Here is a 22,850-nt window from a genome sequence, read left to right as displayed (position 1 = left end):
AAGCTGACTATCTTAATGTTGCCGATAAAGTTATTTGCCTGACCGTTTATGAACTCGAAATTTGGTTAATGACCTGTTACTTTTAGGGTTTATAGATGACCGCCTTCCCGGGTCGTCACGCGGTAAATAATCGAAATAGCCCTCGTGCCGGGCGTAATTGAGGAAAACAATTATGAGCCAGTGTCCCTTTACCAACCTGCTCAGTCTGGATACTTACGTAAACGGTATGCCCTATGAAGAGCTGGCGAAGATTCGCCAAGCCGGTTCAATGGTGTACATGGATGACCCCGAAAATGGCGTGCCGTACTGGGCCGTTGTAAAGCGTGATGCGCTGGATTTCGTCTCGCAAAACCCGGATTTATTCTCATCTAACATTGAAGGCCCCTTCCCGATGGAAGTGCCCGAAGGCGAGGAAGAGATCCAAGCGGTGATGCACGAAAACATCATTATCGCTATGGATCCACCCAAGCACATGAAGTATCGCAAAATTGTTCGCGATGCTTTCACGCCGCGGGCAGTGGCAAACATGGAAGAGTGGCTGCGCAAAGGTGCGCGCTCAATCATTGACCGTGTTGCCAAGAAAGGCGAGTGTGAGTTTGTTGAAGATGTGGCTGCCGAGCTGCCCTTGATGGCAATTCTGGAGCTGCTGGGCGTGCCCCAGGAAGACCGCAAGCAGTTCTTCGATTGGACTAACATCATGGCCTTCGCCGATGACCCCGACTTGGCGACCAGTCGCGATGAGGCCAACGCGGTCAGCTTTGAGGTTATTGCCTACGCTGCCGAACTGGCTGCCAAACAGCGCGAAAACCCCACCAGCCCCGTGGTTGAGGCCTTGCTGAATGGTGAAGTTGACGGCAAAAAAGTCGACGAGGAAATGTTCGCCTGGATGTTCATCCTGATTATGGTCGGTGGTAACGAGAGTACTCGTACCGCAACCGCTCACGGTATGCGTCTGCTGATCGAGCACCCCGAGCAGCTGCAACACCTGGTGGATCACCCTGAAGACATCCCCGATGCGGTCGAGGAAATGCTGCGCTATAACACCGCGTTCATCGCGATGCGCCGCACCGCCACTCAGGACATCGAATGGAATGGCCACAACATCAAAAAAGGCGACAAAGTTGTGCTGCACTACCATGCAGTCAACCACGACGAAGACGCCTACGGTGATGATGCCATGAAGTTCGATATTCACCGCGCTAAGCGCCTGCCGAATATGCGTCGCGAGATCCGTTCTTTTGGTATCGGCGAGCACTTCTGCCTGGGCATGAACCTGGCGCGTATGGAGCTGAATATTATTTTTGAAGAGCTGATCCCACGCCTGCGCAACCCCAAGTTTGCCGGCGATGTAACCTACATGCGCTCGTTCTTCATCAACACCATTAAAGCCATGCCGATTACTTTTGACCCAGAAGTCTAAGTGCAGCGGCCGTGTTAAGAGCCCCCTTTTGGGGGCTTTTTTTTGCCTGAAGATTGCCGCTAGTTGTCCAGGCCACCCAGACACAGGTATTTCAGCTCAACGTAGTCGTCGATGCCGTATTTCGACCCTTCGCGACCGATCCCCGATTCTTTCATACCGCCGAAAGGTGCTATTTCACTCGACGTGACTCCCTCGTTAATGCCGATAATGCCGTACTCAAGGGCCTCTGCCACCCGCCAGACGCGGTTTAAATTCTGTGTGTAAAAGTAGGCGGCGAGCCCGTAGTTAGTGTCATTGGCCAGCGCGATTGCCTGTTGTTCATCCTCGAAGCGGTACAAGGGGGCAACGGGGCCAAAAATTTCCTCCTCAAATACCCGCATAGCTGGCGTGGCATCGCGCAGCACAGTAGGTTCAAAAAAACGCTCGCCAATACTGGCGCGACGTCCGCCGGTAATGGCGGAGGCGCCTTTCGACAGCGCATCGTCGACCAGTGCGGTGACCTTTTCACAAGCCTGGAGAGTGATGAGGGGCCCCATTGTGGCATCGCTATCGCTGCCATCGCCGAGCCGGAATTTTTGGACTTCGGCGGCAAAGCGCGCGGCAAAGGCATCGTAGATACCACCCTGTACCAGGATGCGATTGCTACAGATACACGTTTGGCCTGCGTTGCGGTACTTAGACGCCAGGGCGCCGGCGACGGCGGCGTCTATATCGGCGTCGTCAAATACGATAAATGGCGCATTGCCGCCCAATTCCATGGACGTTTTTTTAACCGTTGCGGCGCACTGTTCCATCAGGATTTTGCCGACGCGGGTCGATCCGGTGAAGCTGACTTTGCGCACCAACGGGCTGCTTGTCATCACGCTGCCGATGTCGCTGGCCTGCGTGCCGCAGATCACATTAAATACGCCGGCGGGGAAGCCGGCCTCGTCGGCCAGTGCCGCTAAGGCAAGCGCACTGAGCGGCGTTTCATGGGCGGGTTTGATCACAATGCAGCAACCCGCCGCCAATGCCGGTGCGGCCTTGCGAGTGATCATGGCGTTGGGAAAATTCCACGGCGTAATCGCTGCAACCACACCAATAGCCTGTTTGATGACCAGTAGTCGCTTGTCGCGCGACGGCGCCGCGAGAATGTCGCCATCGATGCGCTTGGCCTCCTCAGAAAACCATTCAACATAGTTGGCACCATAGCCAATTTCGGCGTCTGCCTCGGCGAGTACTTTGCCTTGTTCGGCGGTGAGGATCGCCGCGAGATCGCTGCGATGTTGAATGATCAACTGATACCAGCGCTGCAGAATCTGCGCGCGGGCTTTGGGTGTTTCGCTTTGCCAGGCCGCTTGCGCGGCATCAGCTGCCGTGATGGCGGCGTCCATGTCGGCGGTGCCGCCATCGGCAACCTCTTTTAGTTTCTCGCCATTGGCGGGGTTCTCTACCGGGAAGCGTCGGCCGCTGGCGGCAGCCTGCCATTGGCCGTTAATGTAGTTGTCGTCGCGAAGCAGATCGGGGCGCTGCAACTGCATGCTTGCTCTCCTTTATTGCGTGGTGGCGTGAAGTTCACATTCCATATACCGCTGGCCCGGTACGTAGCCATAGGGGCTGCGCAGCCGGCCGCTGTATTCTCGTTGAACGCGAAACCCGAGTTGCTCATACAGGGCTTGGGCGCGGGGGTTTTCCACCGACACATTGAGGCCTGCGCGGCAGTAGCCTTGCTGCCTGGCGCGGGATAGTAGCTCGGCGATCATTTGCCGCCCAAAGCCCCGGCTTCGTTGTTCGGGGCAGACGGCAAGCTGATAGATAAAGGCGACACCTTTACCCGGCGGCTTGATAACCGACTCGGTGCGCAGGCCGCGCCAGGCTGTGCGCAGCGCAGCCAGCGGTGAATAGTGGGCGAAAATCAGGCGCATCGCGGCGACGGTGAAGCGATGGGTTTGTTCTGCGTAGCGCAGTGCGCCCACGGCGACGAGCTGGTCTTTGTCGATAAGAGCGAGGTGTTGATCGTGACTAAACTCGTTGCCTTTGGCGACGAAGGCGCGTTCTAAAAACGACGTGAGTTGCTCGCTTTGGCGGTCGCAGAACACGTAGCGGAACGCTTCCGGGCCGGAGCTGATGATAAGCGGTAGGGCTTTCTCCCTATCGCTGGGTCGGCATTGGCGAAATGCGGCGGTGGTCACGATAGCTCGGCCTCCCGTTGAATTTTTTCCAGGCCCTGCCGAAGCGCAGGGGCCATCGGCATGGGGCGTTCGCTTTGTCGATTAACAAACACATGGGTAAAGCGGCCGTGTGCGGCGGCGGTGGTTTCCCCCCGCCGGAAAATCGCTACGCCGTACTCTACTGAACTATTGCCCAGTTTGTTGACGCACAGCGCGCCCTCCAGCTCGTCTGGAAACGCCACCGCTGAGGTGTAGAAACACTCGCTGTGAACGATGTATCCGATTTGCTCGCCGCGGTGAATATCCAGTCCACAGGCCTCTATCAAATACCGGTTCGCGGTTGTGTCGAACCACGAATAGTAGTTCACGTTATTTGCGTGACCATAGACGTCGTTGTCCATCCAGCGTGTGGTGATTGGGGTAAACCAACGGTAGTGCGTGCGCTGGCTTAGCGGTGATGCGGTCATCGGCGTGTCCTTCGAGCTCGGTGCAGTAAGTACGTCTATAAAGCGCAAATTGAAAGCGTGGTAGCCGTCAATAAGGGCTTGCCCATGCAGTCTATGGCAAGGCGATCTCAATGTGTAATTTGGTCAGTAATAGCGCTCCCCGACGCGCTCAGTTACAGCGCAAAGTCGGGGCTGTGTTTCATTGGGATAGGCTTCAAGGTACAGGTAAACACTTGTTAAGATACGTGTATCTACGTATTACTCTTCGTAGTTGTGCATAGTAACGTAGCCCGCAATAACTCACTGATAGCAGAGTGTTTATTTATAACGCATTTAATATGTGGCGATGTTGTCAAATGTGAGCGAGTTCAAATTTTGCTGCAGAGCTTGCGCGTAGGATCGTGCCGTTGATGGCTACTCGAAACGGCACGTCTCGCAATAAATGATAAATACGGAGTCTTTACCATGTCTTTCCGCGGTTTAAGAAATGGCCTTGCCCTAAGTGTCTCGCTGGCGGCATCCAGCTTTAGCCATGCCCAGGCGGCACAAATTCCTGTTCTTGGTGGTCTGCTTACGAGCCTTGGCAGTCTGCCTATTATCGGCGCGCTGCCCCTCGATGCACTGACGAATCCCGCTGCGGGCCTGGATGGCCTGTCTGGCGCAGGCTTGCCAGGATTAGACGCGCTGCCGCTGCCAGGCTTGGAAGCACTCCCCGATGTACTGGGTAATATCGGTAGCGGCGGTCTCCCCGGTCTGGATTCACTGCCCCTCGTCGGCGTGTTGGGCATTGGTGGTATGGACGGCGCCGGAGCAGGTGCTGGTGATGTTCCGGGGCTGAGTGATCTGTTGGATGCACTGCCACTGCTGTCATCTGAAACACCGCAATTACCGGGTGTGGATGCCCTGCTGAGTATCTTGAATGGTTTGGGCACTGGCGGATTGCCCGGCGCTGACTTCCTGCCGTTGGCGCAGATCGCAGCAGTGGGTACCGGTGACCTGAGTATTCCCGGACTGGACGCAATTATCGACATTCCAGCACTCGCTGACTACGCGACGCTGGCAAAGGTGGAAATGGCCGTGGGTGCCGTTGAAGGCTTTATTACTGGTGTTGTTGCCGACCCGCAGTCGCTAACGACCATCGGTTCAGGCCTTGGCCCCGACACGCTGTTTGCGGTCGTCCCTCTGCTGGGTGCTTTAAAAGATGACCCCGCATCGCTGGCCACCTACTTCAGCGACGGCGGCACCATTTTAAGCGCCGAAATCGAATTGCTTCCCCCAATTCCAGTGGTCAGCCAGCCGCTGGCAATGTGATACCTCGCCCCGGGTTACGGGGCAAATGCTTCTCCAGCATCTACTTGGGCGCCCTAGGGTGCCCGTTTTTTTGCCTATTGGTTTGGCCGTTATCTCGATAGCGCGACTTCTGTATACACAAATTCCTGAGTGTACTCATAGCGCACGCTGACTGCACGGGGGCAGTCGGGTAGGGCAGAGAGTTCGTCGTCGATAGTGAATTCCAATGTCTGGGCGCAAGCCTCTACCGCGACCAGGCGAGCGCTGGCAAAACCAAAATAGCGCTTCACGATGGGGTAGAGCGCCTTATAGATGCTCTCCTTCGCCGAAAAACTCAGCGCGACCCCTACAGCAAAGGGCAGTGTGCTCGATGCCAATAACTGCACTTCGCTTGGTGACAAAATCCGCCGTTGCAGTTTCTGTGCTGCGGTTTCGCTCAGCGAGGGTTGAATATCGATACCCAGCGTTTGATACACACTGGCTCGGCCGATGGCGCAGCGAACCTGGCTGTCGCTGTGAGTGATGCTGCCGACGGTGCCGGTCGGCCAAAGTGGGCAGCGCTTTTCATCGGCTAAGACGGTGAAATGTTGATGTCCAAACTGACCCAGTGCCTGACTAGCCAGCCAGCGGCCGGCGAAGAACTCTGCCTGGCGCTTGGTAATTGAGTCGGCAATATGGTCGGGGCAATACAGTGACCACTGTTCAAATAACGAGTGTGTGAACGCCGCGCTATCAAATCCCGCGCTCAGGCGTATCAGGCCCTCAGAAGCAGCGCCGGTTTGCTGATAGCCGTGCAAAAAGGCGGGCGGGGGAGTGGCTGGTCGTGAGGGTTCACGCATGGCGAGCAGGTTCTTAGAATGTCGCCACTATTGTAGGCTGCCCGGCGCACGCTGTCGCGCCGGGCTAGTATCTAGCTTCCTTTAGCAAGGTGGGCTAGCAGGGCTTCGGCGAGGGCCGCCGACGAGGCGGGGTTTTGGCCGGTAAAGATCAGGCCGTCGCAAACGATATGGCTGGCCCAGTCCTCGGCTTTTTGATAAATCGCGCCGCGCTCGCCCAGCATATTCTCCAGAGAAAAGGGCACCACTTTGCTAAGCCCAACAGCCTCTTCTTCACTATTGCTAAACGCCGTTACGCGTTTGCCTTTGACCAAGGGTTCGCCATTCGCGGCGATACTGTGGCGAAAAACGGCGGGCGCGTGGCAGACCGCGGCGACGGGCTTCTCGGCGTGAATAAACTGTTCGATGAGCAGCACTGAATGCGGGTCTTCTGCCAGGTCCCAGAGTGGCCCGTGGCCGCCGGGGTAGAAGATTGCGTCGAAGTCGCGTTCACGCATATCGTTTAAGCGCTGCGTATGGGCGAGACGCTGCTGAGCGTCGGCGTCCTGATTAAAACGCGCTGTTGCCGGGGTTTGGGCATCGGCTGCGGCGCTTTTGGGGTCGAGTGGGGGCTGCCCACCGGCCGGTGAGGCCAGCGTAATATCGGCGCCCGCATCGTGAAAAACGTAGTAAGGGGCGGCAAACTCTTCCAGCCAGAAACCGGTTTTCTCGCCGCTGTCACCGAGTTGGTCATGAGAGGTGAGAACCATCAAAATCTTCATAGTGCTTCCTGTATTTTTTGCTGTGATTCGGCGCTTATTTGGACACGCATTTTGCTGACATTGCGCTCCTCTAGGAGGTCGATAAAGGCTTGATGCGCATTTTCCAAGCCCTCTACGCGGTGCTCGTGGAACTTGATTTTACCGTCGCTTAGCCACTGCTGCATCGTCGGGGCAAATGCTGGGTAGTGCTCATCGAAAATAATAACGCCGCGCACCGTCATGCTGGTCTCCTGCGGGCGTTCCCGATATTGCCGACAGGCCGACCATAGTGAGAAAGGCAGCGAGCGTCTAGTTGTGGGTAATGATGACCATGTCTCACCTGTTGACTTCAGGCGCTTTGGTCTACCATAGGCGCCGTTTAGAAGGGTATAGCCGTCAACGATGGAGAAGTGAAGGTGGGTGATTTAGCAGCGTTAATCAAGGCGAATGGGCAGCCGCATTTTGGCGTTTTTGAGCGACCCGTAGGCGATATCAATTACCGCGACTATGACCTGCGCAACGCAATGGATAAGCCGCGAGGCAAGTTGGCGCGCCACTTTGCGTTTAACCAATTTCAGTTTTTATCGCTGTGTTGTGACGAGTTGATAATTGGCGTGGCGATTGTCGACCTGAAGTGGGTGAGCAATGCCTTTGTCTATTGCTATGCGCCGGATAGCGGTGAGTACGATGAGTTCAGCTTTGTTCAGCCCCTCGGTCTGAAAACGGCCATTCACACCCAGCCCAATAACGGCGAGGCGCATTTTTGCTCGGGGAAAAATAGCGTAAAGATTGTCGCCGAGCCCGGCCAACGCCACCTCAGTGTATCGCTTGCCAGTGGTTTGCAGATCGACGCAATCATCGACGAAGACCAGGGGTATCAACCCTTATCTATTTGCACGCGAGCAGGCTATGCGGGCTGGGTGTATACCCAGAAGACCACGGCTAGGCCTGTGTTGGGTAGTGTGCGGTGGCAGGGGCGCGACTACGATCTTGCCGCGATGTCGGCGCTGGCGGGGGTGGATTGGAGTGCAGGTTATATGCGGCGCGAGACGTTCTGGAACTGGGGAAGCTTGTCAGCCCACCTCAGTGATGGCCGTCGCATCGGCTTTAATTTGGTCGCCGGCGTGAATGATACGGGCTATACCGAAAATGCACTTTGGCTGGATGACCAGATGGTGAAGCTCAGCACCGTTGTGTTCGACTTTGACCGTCAAGACGGTGAGGCCCCGTGGGGTATGCGATCGCAAGATGGCATCTTGGATCTGCGTTTTGAACCAGCGGGTCAGCGCAGTGAAAAGCGCAACGCGGTGGTGATCGCTTCAAACTTTACCCAGTTTTTTGGCCGATATTATGGCCGAATCAGCCTGCCTGGCGAGGAGTTGGAATTGTCGGGGCAGTGGGGTTTTGCAGAAGATCACTTCGCCCGCTGGTAGGACATTTGTTGATCGCTGTCACAAAACGAGGCAATTGAGTCGCGCCAGTTCTCCAATCAGCATCAGTTAACAGTTTGAGTAAGCGCGCTTTGTTTATAGTCGTCGCTGGCCCGAAGAAAGGGTCGGTTTTTTGTTGGGACATTATAAAAATTGATTGGGGATGCACTTCAATGATGAAAAACAGAGCGCTGATTATGAGCTCGATGCTGGCCTTTGGCTTGTCAGCATGTGGCGGCGGTAGTGGTGGTTCGGGCGATGGCGAGAACTTGCAGAGTGCCGCGCAGCAAGACGATGCTCAGCAGCTGGGCACCTTTGAAACCTCGGTCTCTGACGGACTGACCGCAGGTGAGCCGATAGACGGTCAATATATTGTGCTGCTGCAAAAAGCAGAAGACAGCTTGCTTGGGGCGCTGCCTCTGCCAGATCTGGTGGATGAGTTGCTGGCGACAGTGGGTGGCCAGCTATTGGGCGTTTATCAGAATGCGGTCAGCGGTTTCGTGGCCAAAATGAGCCCAGAGGCGGCAGCACTACTGGCCAAAAATCCACTGGTGAAACTCGTTGAGCAGGACCAAACGGTGTCTATCGCCGCCGTACAGAATAATGCAACCTGGGGGCTTGATCGCGTCGACCAGCCTTCACTGCCGCTCGATAATCAGTACACCTATAGTGTGGATGGCAGCGGTGTTCACGTTTATATCGTCGATACGGGTATCCGCAGCAGTCACAACGAATTCTCTGGTCGCATGGGTGTCGGTCGCAACTTCGCTTCGTCGGGCGGGCTGTTTGGCGGCACTGACCCGGAGGATACCGATGACTGTAACGGTCACGGTACCCATGTAGCGGGCACCGCTGCGGGTACCACCTACGGTGTGGCAAAAGGCGCCACAGTGTATCCGGTACGTGTACTGGGTTGTAATGGCTCGGGCACTAACTCCGGAGTTATTGCCGGTGTGGACTGGGTCGCGGCAAACCACCAAGCGCCAGCCGTTGCCAATATGAGTCTGGGTGGTGGCAACAGCACCGCTTTGGATGAAGCAGTAAAAGGCGCGATTAATACGGGCGTGACCTTTGTGGTGGCTGCTGGTAACGACAATACCGACGCTTGTAGCGGCTCACCTAACCGCGTCGCTGAGGCGGTTACTGTTGGTTCGACAACGTCTTCCGACTCGCGATCTTCGTTCTCAAACAAGGGAAGCTGTGTCGATATTTTTGCGCCGGGCTCGGCCATTACCTCAGCTTGGTACCAAGGCGATAACGACACTAATACCATCAGCGGTACGTCAATGGCCTCGCCACACGTGGCAGGGGCGGCGGCGCTGATTCTCGCGCAAAACCCTAGTGCGGCTCCGGCCACCGTTTTCAGTGCTCTGCTGCAAGATGGTGCCAGCAATAAATTGAGTGGCATTGGCAGTGGTTCACCCAACCTGCTGATGCAGATCGCGCAAGGTGAAGGTGTCGACTTCCCGCCAGTGGCGTCCTTTAGCTATAGCTGTAATGAACTCAGCTGTAGTTTTGATGCGTCGGCATCGTCTGACGATCAGGGCATTCAGCAGTACAGCTGGAACTTTGGCGATGGAAGCTCGGCCGCTGGCGCGAGTGTTAGCCATACTTACGCGGCCTACGGCGACGTTACCGTTACGCTGACCGTGAGCGACACTGCTGGCCAGCAGGATACAGATAGCCAGCTGCTGAGCCTGCAAGAGCCTGGCGCGGGCCCCTGTCCTGAGTGTGAGCAAACCAGTGGCACGCTCTCCGGCAGCAATGACAATGACTACAGCCCGAGCAGCGGCGGTTTCTCCAGCAATGGTGGCCAATTCTATGGTCTGCTAGAGGGCCCTGCGAATGCCGATTTCGACCTCATTCTGGAAAAATATAGCCGTGGCCTGTTTTTCAGCAGTTGGTCGAGCGTGGCCAGCGGTGAGACGGCGAGCTCAAACGAAGAAGTGACCTACAGCGGCACCAGTGGTACTTACCGCTGGCGTGTGAAGTCATACAGTGGCAGTGGGGATTACACGCTCTACACTGACAATCCCTAAGCGGGATATCCTTCAGCTAAGGCACCTTCGGGTGCCTTTTTTTATGTCTCGGATTTTTTCCTGAGTTGTTGGCGGTAGACGCTGGGCGGCAACCCTGTCCAAGTTTTAAAGGCTTTCGCAAAATTACTGGCATCGCTATAACCCAGCTGCTCGGCGATTAACTCAATGCTTACCGCTTGCTTGAGTAACTCGCGGGCGCGCTTTTGCCGGAACTGATCTTTTAACTGCTGATAGCTGCACTGCTCGGTTTTCAGTCGCCGCTGCAGGGTCGCGGTAGACATATTGAGCCTCGCGGCAACGTCGTCAATGGTCGGTAACTCGCCCTGGCTGCGCTGCAGCTGCGCGAGCACCCGCGACGATAGGCGTTGTGAAGAGAGACTGCGTCGCAAGTCATTTTCGCAGCGCGCTTCCGCCAGTTTTGCCAGGTCGGCGTCGCGGGTCGCAAGGGGCAGGTCGAGGATGCTGTTCGGCCACGACAGGCTGTAAACTGCAGCGCCAAAGCTGATTTTGGAGCCGCCGGGGAGCGCCGGTGGCGGGCAGTTTGGAGCCTCTCCCTGCATGGTGATATGGCTTGCCAGTTGCGCCGCGCCGCGTCCAAGTATTTGTCGGCACAAGGTGTCCAGGCAGGAAAGTAACGACAGGCAGACGTAGCGCATGGCGGGGTGTTGTGGCTCGAGTGGCCGGAGGCACAACATGGCACGGTCGCTGCGCTCGTTCATCTCAGGGTGCATTTGGCCCGACTCGAGGGCGACAAAGTTAATACGGGTAGACACATAGCGATACAGCTTGTCCGCGGCCTCGGACAAACTGCGGCTATGCTGGGCGGCGTAGCCCAGGTAACCGTGCTTGGAGAGCGTCATCCGGCGGCCGCCCTCCAGCGCCGACCACAGGTTGTTATCAATTTTCTGAAAATTACTCACAGCCTGTAGAAAAGACCGGTGGCCAATACTGACGTCTTGCAGAAGCAGCACCTCACTGCTCAGCCTACAGCCCTGTAGCAGTTCCCCAATGGCCATGCCGCGCTCAAAGGCTTGCTCGCTGAGCGTCACCAGGTAGTCACTGGAAATGGAATACTCACCGTCGCCGTGTTGTTCTGCGTCCATAACGTGTCCTGTGTCGTCAAAGCACCGGAGGCTGCGAGAAATTAACCTGCTAGCAGTAAAAGCACTATGCCATAGTTTCTGCCGGGTGGTTGATTGCGCGTAGCGCCGCGACAGATTGGAGAATAATAATGCAGGTTAATGATGGGATTACCGTTCGGCGGATGCACTTTCCAGTGCCCGCTTCCATGGACAAATATTGGTTTGGTGGCAATCCGCTGATTTCGACTTTTTTCTATGCGATGTCGGCGACCTTTCCCGACGGCGAGCGCTTTTTTATTGATACCGTACGTCACTACCAGCCCGAGGTTAGCGACCCGGCGCTGATGCAGCGTATCCGGGCCTTTATCGGCCAGGAAGCCCACCACGGCAAGGCGCATGAAGACTTCAACAGTGCTTTAGAGGCCCAGGGCTTTCCTATGGCAAAGGTGGCCGCACGGGCAAAGGCGCTGCTCGATACAGCGCGAAAACGCCTGTCGCCCCAGCGCCAACTCGCGATTACGGTGTCTTTGGAACATGTTACCGCAACGCTTGCTGAGCACGCTTTGCGTCATCCTGAGGTGCTGGGCGAGATGGACCCGACATTTCGAGACATGTTGGTATGGCACGCGGTTGAGGAGATCGAACACAAAGCGGTGGCCTTCGATGTCTTTCGTCGACACGTGGGCAGTGAGTTTTTGCGCAGGCGCGTGCTCTTACTGTCGCTGATGCTTTTTTTCTTCCGCATCAGCGTGTTTCAGCGCCAGTTACTGCGGGCGGATGGCAGGCGTGTGACGTGGCGTGAGCGCTGGCAAGCGCTGTGCTTTTTCTGGGGGCGGGGCGGGCTGATGAGGGAGGCAATGCCGCACTTTTTGAAGGCATTTCGTCGTGGCTTTCACCCTGATGATATTGACCAGCGTGCACTGATTAACGATTGGCAGTTGCGCTATCCCGATGTCGCTGCTCGCCAAGTGAGTCGCTAGTTTTCCTCTTAGAGGCATCTCTCATTTCAGTGACCTTTTCGATGCCTTTGCCCCTTTTTACTCGCGAAGGGGCCTTTTTATCTCAATGAAAAATAAGAGAATTTTTATAAACCTATACCGTGGGCATATTTTTTACGCGATTGTAATGTGTGTGGGGCTTAACAGGCATAGCGGAAGCGGGTATCGTCAATGTAATACACGTAAACTTTGCTGTGTGTATTGGCTGTGCTTTTTCATGGCACGGTCTATGCTCAATAAAAATAATAATACTGGCCCGCACCACTCGTCGCGGCCAGTTCTACATAGGATTACGGAGCGGCTCCATGAAAAGTGTGTCTGGTCATTTCAACTTGCATAACTTAAAGCGCTGTCGCCGCCTGGCGGTGGTGCTGTGCTCGCTTGCCGTCGTGGCGTGTAGTTCTGACCAGGGGCCATCGGCAGATAGTGAACAAGCCGCAGCGGCAGCCCAGCAACTACTGGCCGAGGGGACGGGGGCAGATGGCAAGGCGCTCTATCAGGCCTGCGTGGCCTGTCATGGCGATGAGGCACAGGGTAATCAGTCGCTGGGCGCGCCGTCGCTGCGCAACCAACAAAGCTGGTATTTGACGCGTCAGTTGCAGGCCTATCGCTCGGGGCTGCGCGGCAGCCATCCCGAAGACAGCTATGGCCAGCAAATGCAGGCAATCGCCAAGACTTTACCCGACAGTGAGGCGGTCGACGCGGTCGTGACGTACATCTCGGCGATGGGAAATCAGGCGGCGGCAGCGACGCTCAGCGGTGACCTAAAACGCGGCGCCGATTACTACAGCAACCTGTGTGGTGCCTGTCATGGCCCCGCGGCTGAAGGGATTGAATTGCTGCAAGCGCCTGCCTTGGCGGGGGTTGATGACTGGTATTTGGAGCGTCAATTTATTCATTTTCGAGACGGTATACGCGGTGCGGATGAGGCCGATAAATACGGCTACCAAATGGCGATGATGGCGGATTCCCTGCCAGACGAAGCCGTACTGCGCGATGTCCTGGCGTATATTCAGTCACTGGCCGACTAGCAATGAGTGCTTACACGCGGGCCTTGCTGCCTTGCCTCGTGCTGCTGTTTTTTTTGCCGGCTGTCCACGCTAAACAAACGTGGAAACTCAATGAATTTTGTCCGGCGGGTTTTACCTTGCGCGATGGCGGCTGCTATTTGTTGAGCTTGTATCGCGATTACCGGTCGCTGCAAAAAAGTGGTGTGGGCGGGCTGAAAACTGGCTTACCCACGCTGCGAGAAGGCTTTAGCCCCCAGCAAATTGACCTCGGCCGCTTGCTGTTCTTTGACCCAGTGCTGTCGGGTAATCACCAGTTGAGTTGCGCCTCCTGTCACGATCCGAGTAAAGGCTTTGCCGATGGACGTGGACTGAGCATTGGCGCCGAAGGCCAGCTTGCCAAGCGATCGGCGCCGAGTTTGTGGAATGTCGGTTTTCTTAAGCGCTTGTTCTGGGATGTCAGGGCAGATTCGCTGGAGGCGCAAATGCAGGGGCCCCTCTACGACCCGGTGGAGATGGCGAACAGCCCGGCACAATTGCTGGCCGACCTTCGCGCCTCGTCGCATTACCCGGGGCTATTTGCCGAAGCCTTTGGCGGTGACGCATCGATTCAGTTGGATCAGATATACACCGCGATTGCCGCTTTCGAGTCTTCTCTGGTGTCATTAAACAGTCGTTACGACCTCTATGCCCACGGGTATCACGACGTGCTCAACGCCCAGGAAATTGAAGGGATGAATATCTTCCGCTCGTTTGTGGCGCGCTGCGCGGAGTGTCATACCCCGCCGCTGTTTACTAATCAGCAGGTTGCGGTACTGGGGACGCCAGAGCCGGACGGGCGAGCACTTGACCCCGGCGTGCAGGGCGTGACCGGCGATGCTTCGCAGCGTGGCGGCTTTAAAGTGCCCTCTTTGCGCAACGTTGCGCTGACGGCGCCCTATATGCACTCGGGGCGTTTTGCCACGCTGCGCGATGCCACGGCGTTTTATAACGGCGGGCGGGGGCACGCCGTACCTGCGGGCGAGAAGCTCAGCCTGCACTGGCATATTTGGGAGCCGAATCTCACCGATGAGGAGTTGGATCGCCTCGTCGACTTTATGAAAACACTGACTGACGAAAGCTATATGCCGACACTGCCCGAGCGCGTGCCGTCAGGGTTGACGCCAGTACTGGGAAGCCATTGATAGCAATCAATGCCTGGGTAGAAAACCTAAGGAGCAGAACCATGAAAAAGCCCGTTGCCAAGTTGGCGCTATGGCTGTGTTTGTTAATCACTTCAGGTGCGGCCTTTGCCGCTGAGCTTGCCGTGAAAGATGGCCAATCTATTCAGGAGGCCGTGAACGCGGCTGCCCCTGGGGATGTGATTTTAATTCACCCCGGTACTTACAAAGAAAGCGTCTATATCGATAAGGACAATATCACCCTGCGCGGCGTGGTGGTTGAGGGGGAGTGGCCGGTACTCGACGGCGAGCACAAACGCAATGACGCGATTTTGTATTCCGGTAACGACGTTACCGTAGAGTGGCTGACCATTAAGCATTACAAAGGCAATGCCATTATGGGGCAGGCCGGTAATAACTACGTCATCCGCTATAACCGGGTTATTGATACTGGCGTTTACGGCATATTCCCTCAGTTCGGTAAAAACGGCCTGATTGAATACAACGTGCTCAGTGGTATCGAAGATGCGGCGATATATGTTGGCATGTGTGACAACGTTGTGGTTCGCCACAATGAAGTGTTTGACAACGTGGCGGGAATTGAAATTGAAAACACCCGGCATGCGATTGTTGAAAACAACTATGCCCACAACAATACGGCAGGTCTGCTGGTATTCATTACCCCTGGCTTACCGATTAAAACCGCCTACGATGTGATCCTGCGCGACAACTTTGTTGTGAATAACAATACCGAAAATTTTGGTGCGCCGGGCTCGATTGTTGCCAAGGTACCACGCGGTATCGGTGTGGTTATCATGGCGGCGGACGATGTGATCGTCGAGGGCAATATCATTTCTGGTAACACGACGGCGGGTATCGTAATTACCGATCTCGGCTTTGTTACCGATATTGCTTCAGACCCCGAATCTGAGCCGAACCCGGATCGCATCGCCATTCTCGATAACCTAATGTATGACAATGGCACTGACCCTGTTCCCGAAATTAAAGCGGCCATGCTCACGCAATTCACCCGCCGCGGCCCGGATATTTTTGCCAATAACGGCTCTGCCCAAGAGCCGGATAACTGCATCTTGCAAAAAGAACAGTACATCACCTTTGGCTTAAAGAAATGGAGCAAGTGCGAACGAACCAATACGCACGATATTGATACCTACCTGCTTGCTGATGGTGCACCACCACGAGAAATCGAAAATGATGAGGACCGTACTAAGCGGCTTTATCAAGGTATTTGTGCCGGGTGTCACGCCTACAATATGCGGATGATTGGGCCGCCCACACTGGCTATCCAAGCCCTGTACCACAAGAACCCAGAGGGCATTGCCAATTATATTGCTGACCCACACAAGATTCGTCCGGATTATCCGCCTATGCCAACTCAATCGCATCTATCGGAGGATTTAAGGCGCAAAGTGGCAGAATATATGCTAGAGATTGAGAAGTAAGAGATAAACGACCGAGGCTTGTGAGTTGTGACGGCGTCACCAGAACGCCGCTCTTCTTTTCGAATGCAAGCCGCCGCGCAGCATGGTGAGAAGCGAAGAGGGTAAAGCATGAAGGCAGGGCATCGAGCGCGAATAGGCGCAGCAATCGCCGCGACCGCCGTGGCAACAGGCGCGCAGGCGGCAAACAACCTCGCCCTGGAGGAAGTTGTGGTCACCGCGCAGAAGCGGGAGCAGAGTGCCATGACGGTGCCGGTAACCGTGGATACCTTCAGTACCCAGGATCTGGAAAATACCGGGGCCTTAACCATGACCGACATTCAAGCCTATATTCCCGGCTTGAAAGTGGGGACTAACATTCAGGATGCTGGCGGTGTTACCCAGTCCTCTTTTGTGATCCGCGGTATTGAAAGTTCTAACATCAGTACCGGTGGCGACCCCTCCGTCGCCACGTTCTTGGATGGTGTCTACCTTCCTCGCGCGGCGATAACGGTACCATTTTCAGATATGGACCGTGTCGAGGTTTTGAAAGGCCCGCAGGGCACGCTGTTTGGGCGTAATGCCGCAGCAGGTGTGGTCAGCTTCGTTTCCAACCTTCCCGACCTTGAGGCGCGCGAGGGATTTCTGTCCGCGAAGCTCGGGAATTACGGCCTCGTTCGCATTGAGGGCATGGGGAATGTGCCGCTGAGCGACAATCTGGCTTTGCGAGTCAATGTGCTGCACAACCAGCGCGATGCCGTGGTCGACAATAAGGGGCCATCGCGACCGGACCCGCGAGAGCAGGATAACCAATTCGCCAAAGTAGCACTGTTGTGGCAGGCCAGCGATCGGCTGCGTATGCAGCTATCCGCGGATTACGACAAGGTCGATAACGGCCCGCAGGCGATGATGGGGATTAGCGAGCAATACGCGGATTTTCCCGACCCAACGGATAGGAAAGTGAGTACCGATGCGCGCAAGCCCGGAGAGCGTCGCGATATGTATGGCGTGGTCGGCAAACTCTGGTTTGATGTGAACGATGCCAGTACCTTGAGTCTGATCGCTAGCCACCGCGAATTCGAAACCTATAACTTGCAAGATGAAGACGGTACTGCCGTTGAAGATGTTTATGTAGATACCAACAACATCGAAGACTCCGATATCAGCTATCTCGAGGCGCAGCTCAATATCGCGCTGGAAAATGTCGACATGGTTTTCGGTGTTAACTACAGCACTGAAGATACCTACCAGCTCACCGCGTTAACCTTTAGTTACGGCGCTGTCGTCGAGCTGGCCTCCGACATGTTGGGCCTGCCCGCCAACGTGCTCAACTCGTTAATCGGAGGGGTGATTGCCGGTAATTATGTTACCGAGACGATGACCAATATCGGTGGCTTTGAAAACTACGGCGTATACTCAGACGTTGATTTTACGGTAACGGACCGGCTGAATATTCTAGCCGGTTTGCGCTACAGCAAAGATGACAAGCAGTTCAGCTGGGATGCACCGCTTACCGATTTCCCGCTGTCGCAATTACAAGGGGAAAACTTTTTCTTCAACACCAATGGTGTTGAGCGTGCCAGCGAAAGCTGGGACAAAATTACCGGCCGCCTGGTTGCGAACTATCAGCTGGCCGAGGGAGCGATGGCCTTCGCCAGTTACTCTACGGGTTACAAGTCTGGTGGCTACGACTCGTTAAACCCCGGCTCTGGGGATGTTCCTCTGGAACCAGAGGTCGTTAACAACTATGAGCTGGGGATAAAAGGCGACTTTTTAGCCACGACGATTCGAACGCAGTTGGCGCTATTCCAAATGACCATCGACGACCGTCAGGAGGCTATTGAGTCGCAGAAGCCGGGCAGTGGCGCAGCGGTGCCGACGGTGATTAACACGGATGAAGATATCAGCGGCGTTGAGCTCACCTTAGATTGGTTGGCCACCGAGTCGCTCCGCTTTGGCGTGATTTACACCTACCGCGAGCAGGAGTCCAGCCGCGAGGCACACTACGATGCGCAGGGTAATTTTGTTACCGCCGACAATCGTTCCGCGACAACACCTCAGGAATACACGCTCACCCTAGATTGGTCGCCAGAGCTCGCTGCGGGTACCCTGCTGTTTCACCTCGACTATGTGTACGAGGAGAATACAGACCGCGAGAACGAGGACCACTTGGATGAGTTTAACCGGGTCCCCGGTTACGGCGATGATACTGAGCTGCTCAATGCCCGCGTGAGTTTTATCACCCCGTCAGGGGGCTATGAGTTTGCGGTGTGGGGCAAAAACTTATTGGAGAACGAGCGGGTTTCGCAGCCCGGTGGTTTAACCGGCGATGTACTGGGCACCTACCACGTGGGCATTGTTGATCCACTCACCTACGGGGTCGACTTTAAGGCCTTTTTCTAAATCGGCGTTTTCTGGCGACAGTTACTGGGCTGTCACCAGATTTTCATATTGACCACCTACACTTCCCGCGATCTTGATATCGGGGGAGCCGTTGTGTCTTCAAGCAGTTTAAGTCGTCGCCGTTTTTTGGCGGGCAGCATGGCAGGGTTGGCCCTAAGCGCGTGTGGGGGCTCCTCGGGCAGCTCATCAAGCAGCGGCCCTGTCGATTCGCCACTTCCCCCGGACCCGCAGCCTGAGCCGATACCCGATAGTGCCGAGCCGGGCCCCATCCCGCCAAGAGGTTTGCACCTCAGCTTTGTTGGCGACAGCCACACCTCGCGCACGGTAACGTGGTTTACCGATGGCCTTGAACCGCCGCAGTCTCGCTTGGAGTTTGGTGTAGTTGAAGAGAGCATGAGCGAGGCAGATATCGCCGAGCAGGTGTTCGAGCACTTCGTCGATGCGAGTGCCGACGAAACGCCGGGGGTGGAGAGCTTTACTCACCGCGCCACGGCGGCAGGGATTGATGCTGAAAAGCCTATGCGTTACCGCGTGGGGTCAGATGAGGGCGGTTGGTCTCCGGTGTATGTGGTTGCGCCGTCGCCGCGGGACGAGTGGAGCTTTATCCATTTTGGCGACCACGGTATTGGCGATCTACCCCAGCAACTGACGGCGGAAGTACTAAAAACACCCGCAGACCTCATTATGATTGCGGGGGATCTCAGCTACGCGAATGGCGACCAGCCAATCTGGGATACCTGGTTTGAGCAAATGGAGCCGCTGCTGGCTCACCGCATTACCATGACCGCGCCGGGCAATCACGAGCAAAAAGATTTTGGTGGCGAGGCTTTTAAAAACCGCTTTACTCACCCGCCCAAACCCTTGAGCTCGGTGATTGGTCAGGGGAGCCCCGGCAGCTCGTTCTATTCCTTCGACTACAACCGCGTACATTTTCTTGTGACAACGGCCGGGGCCTTGATCAACGACGGCACCCTCGTTGAAGAGATTATCAATATTGAGGTCGACCTGGCTCAGGCAGCACTGCGTCGAGCGCGTGGTGAGATCGACTTTATCGTTGTTATGCAGCACTACACAATCTGGACGGATCAGCTCGGTCGCAGCCCGGCTAACCCCACATTGGTGGCGCTAGAAGAGAACATTATGCTGCGCTATGGCGTCGACCTGTTAGCGGTGGGTCACGACCATGTGTATCAGCGCTCCAAGCCTATGGGGCTGGGGCTGCCTAACCCTCTTGGTTATGTGCAGGTACTGGTGGGAACGGGTGGCGCCTCTATTCGCCTGTTCGATGAAAATGGCCCGCAAATTTGGTCTGCGGCTGAATTTATCGGCGTTGGTTTTTGCCGCTATGCGGTTAGCCCCGGAAAGATTCGCGGCGAGTATTATGGCTCGCCGCCGCTGGACCTGAGCGATGGAGGACGGCAGTACATTACCGGCGACTTTTCACTGCAGGACAGCTTCGAGATAAGCGCCAAGCCGCAAATTGCTTGCCAATTGTGCGCCAAGCCGGCTCGCAGTAGTGACATCCTGCTCGCCGATTACGAGGCAATCTCCCGGCATACTCGCGAGCGAAATCGCCACGATTTAAGACACTGCTAGGCTTTGTCCTGGGTGGCACAAAAAGCTAGCAGATCATCGAAGGGCAGGTGGTCGCCCTCGTCTTTGCCATAGTGAGCAACGCGAACAATGCCGTCGCGGTCAATTAAAAAATTGGCTGGCATGGTTGTCATGCTGCCTTTGATTGTGGTCGGCACATAGCCTTTGCACATACCGCGTATCGCTGTGGGCAAGCGCGTCAACATACCTTTTATCACCCCGAGTATTGAGCGTTGCACCGAGTAGCGCTCGTAGTATTGGCCGGTTTCATCGGCGAGTATCGGGAAGGGGGCGTGATGGTCTGCCGCGTGCTCCTGAAGGTTGTCCAGCGGTGAGTCAAACACCGCGACCACCGTAAAATCGTTAGTAAATTCATCGAAACGCTTTACCAGTTCATGAACCCGCATATTGCAAAAAGGGCAGCTGGCAAAGCGAAAGAACGACAGCATATACGGTCGGCCTGCTAAGCTGGCTGTGTCGAACTCCTTACCATTTATGGCGGTCAGACGTAGAGGTAGGGCGCGGTCGCCGGCTAGAATTGTCATACAGTCTCCAACGTTAAGGTTATACTTATCGACCTGTGTGACGCACAAGTCCCCACTTTGTTACACCCGCCGCACGATTGTGCGATTGGCTCACAGAAATTACCTTTCCTCTTTGGTGCTACGGCACGATTCTTGACCTGCTGTGCAACTTAACGTAAAAGTTTAGAAAAATAATAATGAAATGTCAGACCTCGCCTTGATTGCGCAGGTAGACATTTTGAATGTTTCAATAAGAAACAGGCCTTCCGGCCCAACCGGGGTTCATATGTCATTATCAAAGTTTGCCATTGCGGTATTGTCCGTTGGTCTTGCTGCCTGCGGAGGTTCCTCTTCCTCAAGCTCTAATTCTGGTGGCGGGACAACATCACCCAAACCTATCGAACAGGGTCGGCTGATAGATAGCCCGGTTAAGGGTGCGGGCTTCGTTAGCAGCTCGTCGATCAGCGGTCTCACCAATGTGAATGGGGTATTTTCCTACCGCCAGGGCGATGCCGTTTCTTTCCGGCTTGGGGGGCTTTCGCTAGGGAGTGCGCAAGGGGCCGCCATCATTACCTTGCTGGATCTTGTTGACGGTGCTCGGGCAGCGGCGAACAGTGGCAGCAGCACTGATGAGGTAATGGATGACTTTCCGGCGGTCGTAAACCTGGCGCGCCTGCTCCAGTCTTTGGACGTGGATGGCGATAGTGGCAACGGTATACAAATTCCGTCAGAGGCAGCCCAAAAAGTTGGTGCTTACGTCAATAGCATCGACTTCACTGACCCGGATATGTTTTCCGACAGCGATAAACCGGCAGTGAAATTTATCTGCGAAGTAAAAGCGGCGAGAGGAATACCCGCCTGCAGTGAAAGTAATATTGTCGACGAGGACGCGGCTCGAAGCGAAGTAAAAGACACCGAAGAGCAGCGACGCACCGGCAATATCAATGAGCTGCCGATCGTCAGTGCTGGTGCTGACCTGATCGTTGCTGAAGCTGGCAGCGTCACCCTACAGGGAAGCGCACAAGATAACGACGGTAATGTTACGGGCACGCTCTGGCAACAGACTGACCGCAACGGTGTTGCGATTAATGGCGGCATCGAAATCGATAATCCCGGGTCCTTAACGCCCAGCTTCACCGCTCCGGAAGTCGATCAAGACAGAATCTTTTATTTTTCATTAACGGCGACAGACAACGACGGCGATCGAGCCAGCGATACCGTTGCTGTGTTGGTGCGCGACAGTAGTGGTGGTGGAAATGCACGGCCTGTCGCCAATGCCGGTGTCGACCAAAACGTTGAGTCAGGCGAAGTTGTTGTACTCGACGGCAGTAATAGTGAAGACCTAGATGGTCAAATAACAAGTTATAGCTGGTCGCAAATCGACGAGGATGGAAACACGGTTAGTAATGGTGTTGCCCTGCAAAATGGCGATACCGCTGAGGCCAGCTTCACGGCGCCCACCGTTGAGGTAATTACTCAGCTGCGTTTTCGCCTAACGGTTTCGGATAACGAATCGGCGACCGATTTTGATGACATCACGATCAACGTAAGCCCTGAGGATACTGAGCCAGAGAATGTGTCTCCTGTTGCCAATGCAGGCGATGACCAGAATGCGATATCCGGCGAGAGTGTCACTCTCGACGCCAGCGCTTCAAGTGACGCCGATGGCGACGAGCTTAGCTATTCTTGGGAGCAGACTGACGATACGGATATCCAACTCACCGGTGCCGATACAAAGGTCGCCAGTTTCACGGCACCAGACGTTAGCGAGTCAAGAACCCTGACATTCAAAGTAACCGTGAGTGATGGCGCACTCAGTGCGGACGACCATGTCAGCGTCTTTGTTGCTCCCGCGCCTGCGGTTTGTGATCCAGCGGATCCCGGTACCTACCAGCAGTGTTTTGCAATTTGTACTGACGGCGACCCCGATACAGCGTGCCCGTTGCCGTACGAGGATTTCTCCCCGAATCCGGAGCAATTTGAGGAGGTCTTTAGCCAGCTGCAGGCCTGTGCCGACCAAGACCCTGAAACACAGTGCCTCTTGCCCTTGGAGGGTGAGCCGGAATTGCCATCGCAGATAGAGGAGGTTTTGGGCGAGCTCTGTGACGACGCGTCGAATCCACAACAGTGCTTAACCGACGGTCAGGATGCGATCTGTAGCGCGTTTGACCCGAATAGTGAGACGCCATTCTGTGGCGGTGGCGACCCAGGTACTCCCCCAGAACTGCCGGTCGACCCCACTGACTTATTGGGCGAGCTTTGCGACGATACCTCGAATCCGCAGCAGTGCTTG

The 22,850-nt window shown here is 55.5% G+C and carries 19 protein-coding genes; 11 read left to right on the top strand and 8 right to left on the bottom strand.

The genetic code is table 11. The annotated features are described in order from the left end of the window. Positions 1 to 172 precede the first annotated feature (172 nt). Positions 173 to 1,420: a cytochrome P450 gene (locus tag H573_RS0115835; protein WP_027875114.1), complete on the top strand. Its 1,248-nt coding sequence runs from the start codon at positions 173 to 175 to the stop codon at positions 1,418 to 1,420. A 59-nt stretch (positions 1,421 to 1,479) separates the two neighbouring features. Here H573_RS0115835 and H573_RS0115830 read toward each other — a convergent pair whose 3' ends face one another. Genes H573_RS0115830 through H573_RS0115820 form a run of 3 tightly spaced genes read right to left on the bottom strand, consistent with a single transcriptional unit; the run spans position 1,480 to position 4,037 of the window. Further along, entirely contained in the window at positions 1,480 to 2,940 is a 1,461-nt protein-coding gene (locus H573_RS0115830; RefSeq protein WP_027875113.1) for an NAD-dependent succinate-semialdehyde dehydrogenase, read from the bottom strand. 12 nt (positions 2,941 to 2,952) lie between these two features. Next, positions 2,953 to 3,591, bottom strand: a complete 639-nt coding sequence (locus H573_RS18625) for a GNAT family N-acetyltransferase (RefSeq protein WP_036257043.1) — start codon at positions 3,589 to 3,591, stop codon at positions 2,953 to 2,955. Continuing rightward, positions 3,588 to 4,037, bottom strand: coding sequence for an acyl-CoA thioesterase (locus H573_RS0115820; protein WP_027875112.1), 450 nt, complete (start codon positions 4,035 to 4,037; stop codon positions 3,588 to 3,590). Before H573_RS0115820 ends, H573_RS18625 begins: the two co-directional genes overlap by 4 nt. A gap of 444 nt (positions 4,038 to 4,481) precedes the next feature. Here H573_RS0115820 and H573_RS0115815 point away from each other — a divergent pair, with 444 nt between their 5' ends. Then, on the top strand, positions 4,482 to 5,327 hold the full coding sequence (locus tag H573_RS0115815) for a hypothetical protein (protein ID WP_027875111.1): 846 nt from the start codon (positions 4,482 to 4,484) through the stop codon (positions 5,325 to 5,327). A gap of 89 nt (positions 5,328 to 5,416) precedes the next feature. On the opposite strand, the gene H573_RS18620 is transcribed toward H573_RS0115815, so the two are convergent. The 3 genes from H573_RS18620 to H573_RS0115800 all read right to left on the bottom strand — a co-directional run bounded on the left by H573_RS18620 (position 5,417) and on the right by H573_RS0115800 (position 7,124). After that, positions 5,417 to 6,145 carry a 4'-phosphopantetheinyl transferase family protein gene (locus tag H573_RS18620; protein ID WP_051171381.1) on the bottom strand — a complete coding sequence of 243 codons (729 nt, stop codon included), beginning with the start codon at positions 6,143 to 6,145 and terminating at the stop codon, positions 5,417 to 5,419. Between the two features lie 71 nt (positions 6,146 to 6,216). Continuing rightward, positions 6,217 to 6,903: a type 1 glutamine amidotransferase domain-containing protein gene (locus H573_RS0115805; protein ID WP_027875110.1), complete on the bottom strand. Its 687-nt coding sequence runs from the start codon at positions 6,901 to 6,903 to the stop codon at positions 6,217 to 6,219. Next, on the bottom strand, positions 6,900 to 7,124 hold the full coding sequence (locus H573_RS0115800; protein WP_027875109.1) for a hypothetical protein: 225 nt from the start codon (positions 7,122 to 7,124) through the stop codon (positions 6,900 to 6,902). The genes H573_RS0115805 and H573_RS0115800 overlap by 4 nt, the downstream gene beginning before the upstream one ends. 174 nt (positions 7,125 to 7,298) lie before the next feature. On the opposite strand from H573_RS0115800, the gene H573_RS0115795 reads away from it, so the two are divergent. After that, entirely contained in the window at positions 7,299 to 8,315 is a 1,017-nt protein-coding gene (locus H573_RS0115795; protein ID WP_036257060.1) for a DUF2804 domain-containing protein, read from the top strand. A gap of 170 nt (positions 8,316 to 8,485) precedes the next feature. Beyond that, entirely contained in the window at positions 8,486 to 10,351 is a 1,866-nt protein-coding gene (locus tag H573_RS19435) for a S8 family serine peptidase (RefSeq protein WP_154653933.1), read from the top strand. A 41-nt stretch (positions 10,352 to 10,392) separates the two neighbouring features. On the opposite strand, the gene H573_RS0115785 is transcribed toward H573_RS19435, so the two are convergent. Beyond that, positions 10,393 to 11,454, bottom strand: coding sequence for an AraC family transcriptional regulator (locus H573_RS0115785; RefSeq protein ID WP_027875107.1), 1,062 nt, complete (start codon positions 11,452 to 11,454; stop codon positions 10,393 to 10,395). 128 nt (positions 11,455 to 11,582) lie between these two features. Between H573_RS0115785 and H573_RS18610 the strand changes: the two genes are divergently transcribed. From H573_RS18610 to H573_RS0115755, 6 genes are all read left to right on the top strand, one after another. After that, complete coding sequence (locus tag H573_RS18610) at positions 11,583 to 12,413, top strand: metal-dependent hydrolase (protein WP_084498120.1); 831 nt, start codon at positions 11,583 to 11,585, stop codon at positions 12,411 to 12,413. Positions 12,414 to 12,736: 323 nt separating this feature from the next. Beyond that, positions 12,737 to 13,462, top strand: coding sequence for a c-type cytochrome (locus tag H573_RS0115775; protein ID WP_051171379.1), 726 nt, complete (start codon positions 12,737 to 12,739; stop codon positions 13,460 to 13,462). 2 nt (positions 13,463 to 13,464) lie between these two features. Further along, positions 13,465 to 14,622 carry a cytochrome-c peroxidase gene (locus tag H573_RS0115770; protein WP_036257042.1) on the top strand — a complete coding sequence of 386 codons (1,158 nt, stop codon included), beginning with the start codon at positions 13,465 to 13,467 and terminating at the stop codon, positions 14,620 to 14,622. A 41-nt stretch (positions 14,623 to 14,663) separates the two neighbouring features. Next, positions 14,664 to 16,061 carry a parallel beta-helix domain-containing protein gene (locus tag H573_RS0115765; RefSeq protein ID WP_027875104.1) on the top strand — a complete coding sequence of 466 codons (1,398 nt, stop codon included), beginning with the start codon at positions 14,664 to 14,666 and terminating at the stop codon, positions 16,059 to 16,061. Positions 16,062 to 16,169: 108 nt separating this feature from the next. Next, complete coding sequence (locus H573_RS0115760; protein ID WP_027875103.1) at positions 16,170 to 18,440, top strand: TonB-dependent receptor; 2,271 nt, start codon at positions 16,170 to 16,172, stop codon at positions 18,438 to 18,440. A 93-nt stretch (positions 18,441 to 18,533) separates the two neighbouring features. Then, the gene (locus tag H573_RS0115755; RefSeq protein WP_234701887.1) at positions 18,534 to 20,036 is read left to right on the top strand and encodes a purple acid phosphatase family protein; all 1,503 of its coding nucleotides are present in this window, start codon (positions 18,534 to 18,536) and stop codon (positions 20,034 to 20,036) included. On the opposite strand, the gene H573_RS0115750 is transcribed toward H573_RS0115755, so the two are convergent. Continuing rightward, complete coding sequence (locus tag H573_RS0115750; RefSeq protein WP_084498118.1) at positions 20,033 to 20,578, bottom strand: peroxiredoxin family protein; 546 nt, start codon at positions 20,576 to 20,578, stop codon at positions 20,033 to 20,035. The two genes, H573_RS0115755 and H573_RS0115750, sit on opposite strands and share 4 nt — an antisense overlap. Positions 20,579 to 20,843: 265 nt before the next feature. Between H573_RS0115750 and H573_RS19600 the strand changes: the two genes are divergently transcribed. Beyond that, positions 20,844 to 22,850, top strand: a 2,007-nt coding sequence (locus tag H573_RS19600; protein WP_027875100.1) for a PKD domain-containing protein, incomplete at its 3' end; no start/stop codon positions are given.

Origin of the sequence: Neomelitea salexigens DSM 19753 (genome assembly GCF_000422345.1) — a bacterium.
GTDB lineage: Bacteria > Pseudomonadota > Gammaproteobacteria > Pseudomonadales > Spongiibacteraceae > Spongiibacter > Spongiibacter marinus_A.
The sequence above is the reverse complement of the archived record's forward strand: the minus strand, read 5'-3'. Positions and strand labels throughout refer to the sequence as shown.

What these genes read in the sequence shown, in the direction of transcription:
- H573_RS18620 (WP_051171381.1), bottom strand. Translation starts at nt 6,145, where the DNA reads ATGCGTGAACCCTCACGACCAGCCACTCCCCCGCCCGCCTTTTTGCAC.
- H573_RS0115800 (WP_027875109.1), bottom strand. Translation starts at nt 7,124, where the DNA reads ATGACGGTGCGCGGCGTTATTATTTTCGATGAGCACTACCCAGCATTT.
- H573_RS0115805 (WP_027875110.1), bottom strand. Translation starts at nt 6,903, where the DNA reads ATGAAGATTTTGATGGTTCTCACCTCTCATGACCAACTCGGTGACAGC.
- H573_RS0115785 (WP_027875107.1), bottom strand. Translation starts at nt 11,454, where the DNA reads ATGGACGCAGAACAACACGGCGACGGTGAGTATTCCATTTCCAGTGAC.
- H573_RS0115815 (WP_027875111.1), top strand. Translation starts at nt 4,482, where the DNA reads ATGTCTTTCCGCGGTTTAAGAAATGGCCTTGCCCTAAGTGTCTCGCTG.
- H573_RS18610 (WP_084498120.1), top strand. Translation starts at nt 11,583, where the DNA reads ATGCAGGTTAATGATGGGATTACCGTTCGGCGGATGCACTTTCCAGTG.
- H573_RS19435 (WP_154653933.1), top strand. Translation starts at nt 8,486, where the DNA reads ATGATGAAAAACAGAGCGCTGATTATGAGCTCGATGCTGGCCTTTGGC.
- H573_RS0115760 (WP_027875103.1), top strand. Translation starts at nt 16,170, where the DNA reads ATGAAGGCAGGGCATCGAGCGCGAATAGGCGCAGCAATCGCCGCGACC.
- H573_RS0115765 (WP_027875104.1), top strand. Translation starts at nt 14,664, where the DNA reads ATGAAAAAGCCCGTTGCCAAGTTGGCGCTATGGCTGTGTTTGTTAATC.
- H573_RS0115835 (WP_027875114.1), top strand. Translation starts at nt 173, where the DNA reads ATGAGCCAGTGTCCCTTTACCAACCTGCTCAGTCTGGATACTTACGTA.
- H573_RS0115830 (WP_027875113.1), bottom strand. Translation starts at nt 2,940, where the DNA reads ATGCAGTTGCAGCGCCCCGATCTGCTTCGCGACGACAACTACATTAAC.
- H573_RS0115750 (WP_084498118.1), bottom strand. Translation starts at nt 20,578, where the DNA reads ATGACAATTCTAGCCGGCGACCGCGCCCTACCTCTACGTCTGACCGCC.
- H573_RS0115770 (WP_036257042.1), top strand. Translation starts at nt 13,465, where the DNA reads ATGAGTGCTTACACGCGGGCCTTGCTGCCTTGCCTCGTGCTGCTGTTT.
- H573_RS0115820 (WP_027875112.1), bottom strand. Translation starts at nt 4,037, where the DNA reads ATGACCGCATCACCGCTAAGCCAGCGCACGCACTACCGTTGGTTTACC.
- H573_RS0115775 (WP_051171379.1), top strand. Translation starts at nt 12,737, where the DNA reads ATGAAAAGTGTGTCTGGTCATTTCAACTTGCATAACTTAAAGCGCTGT.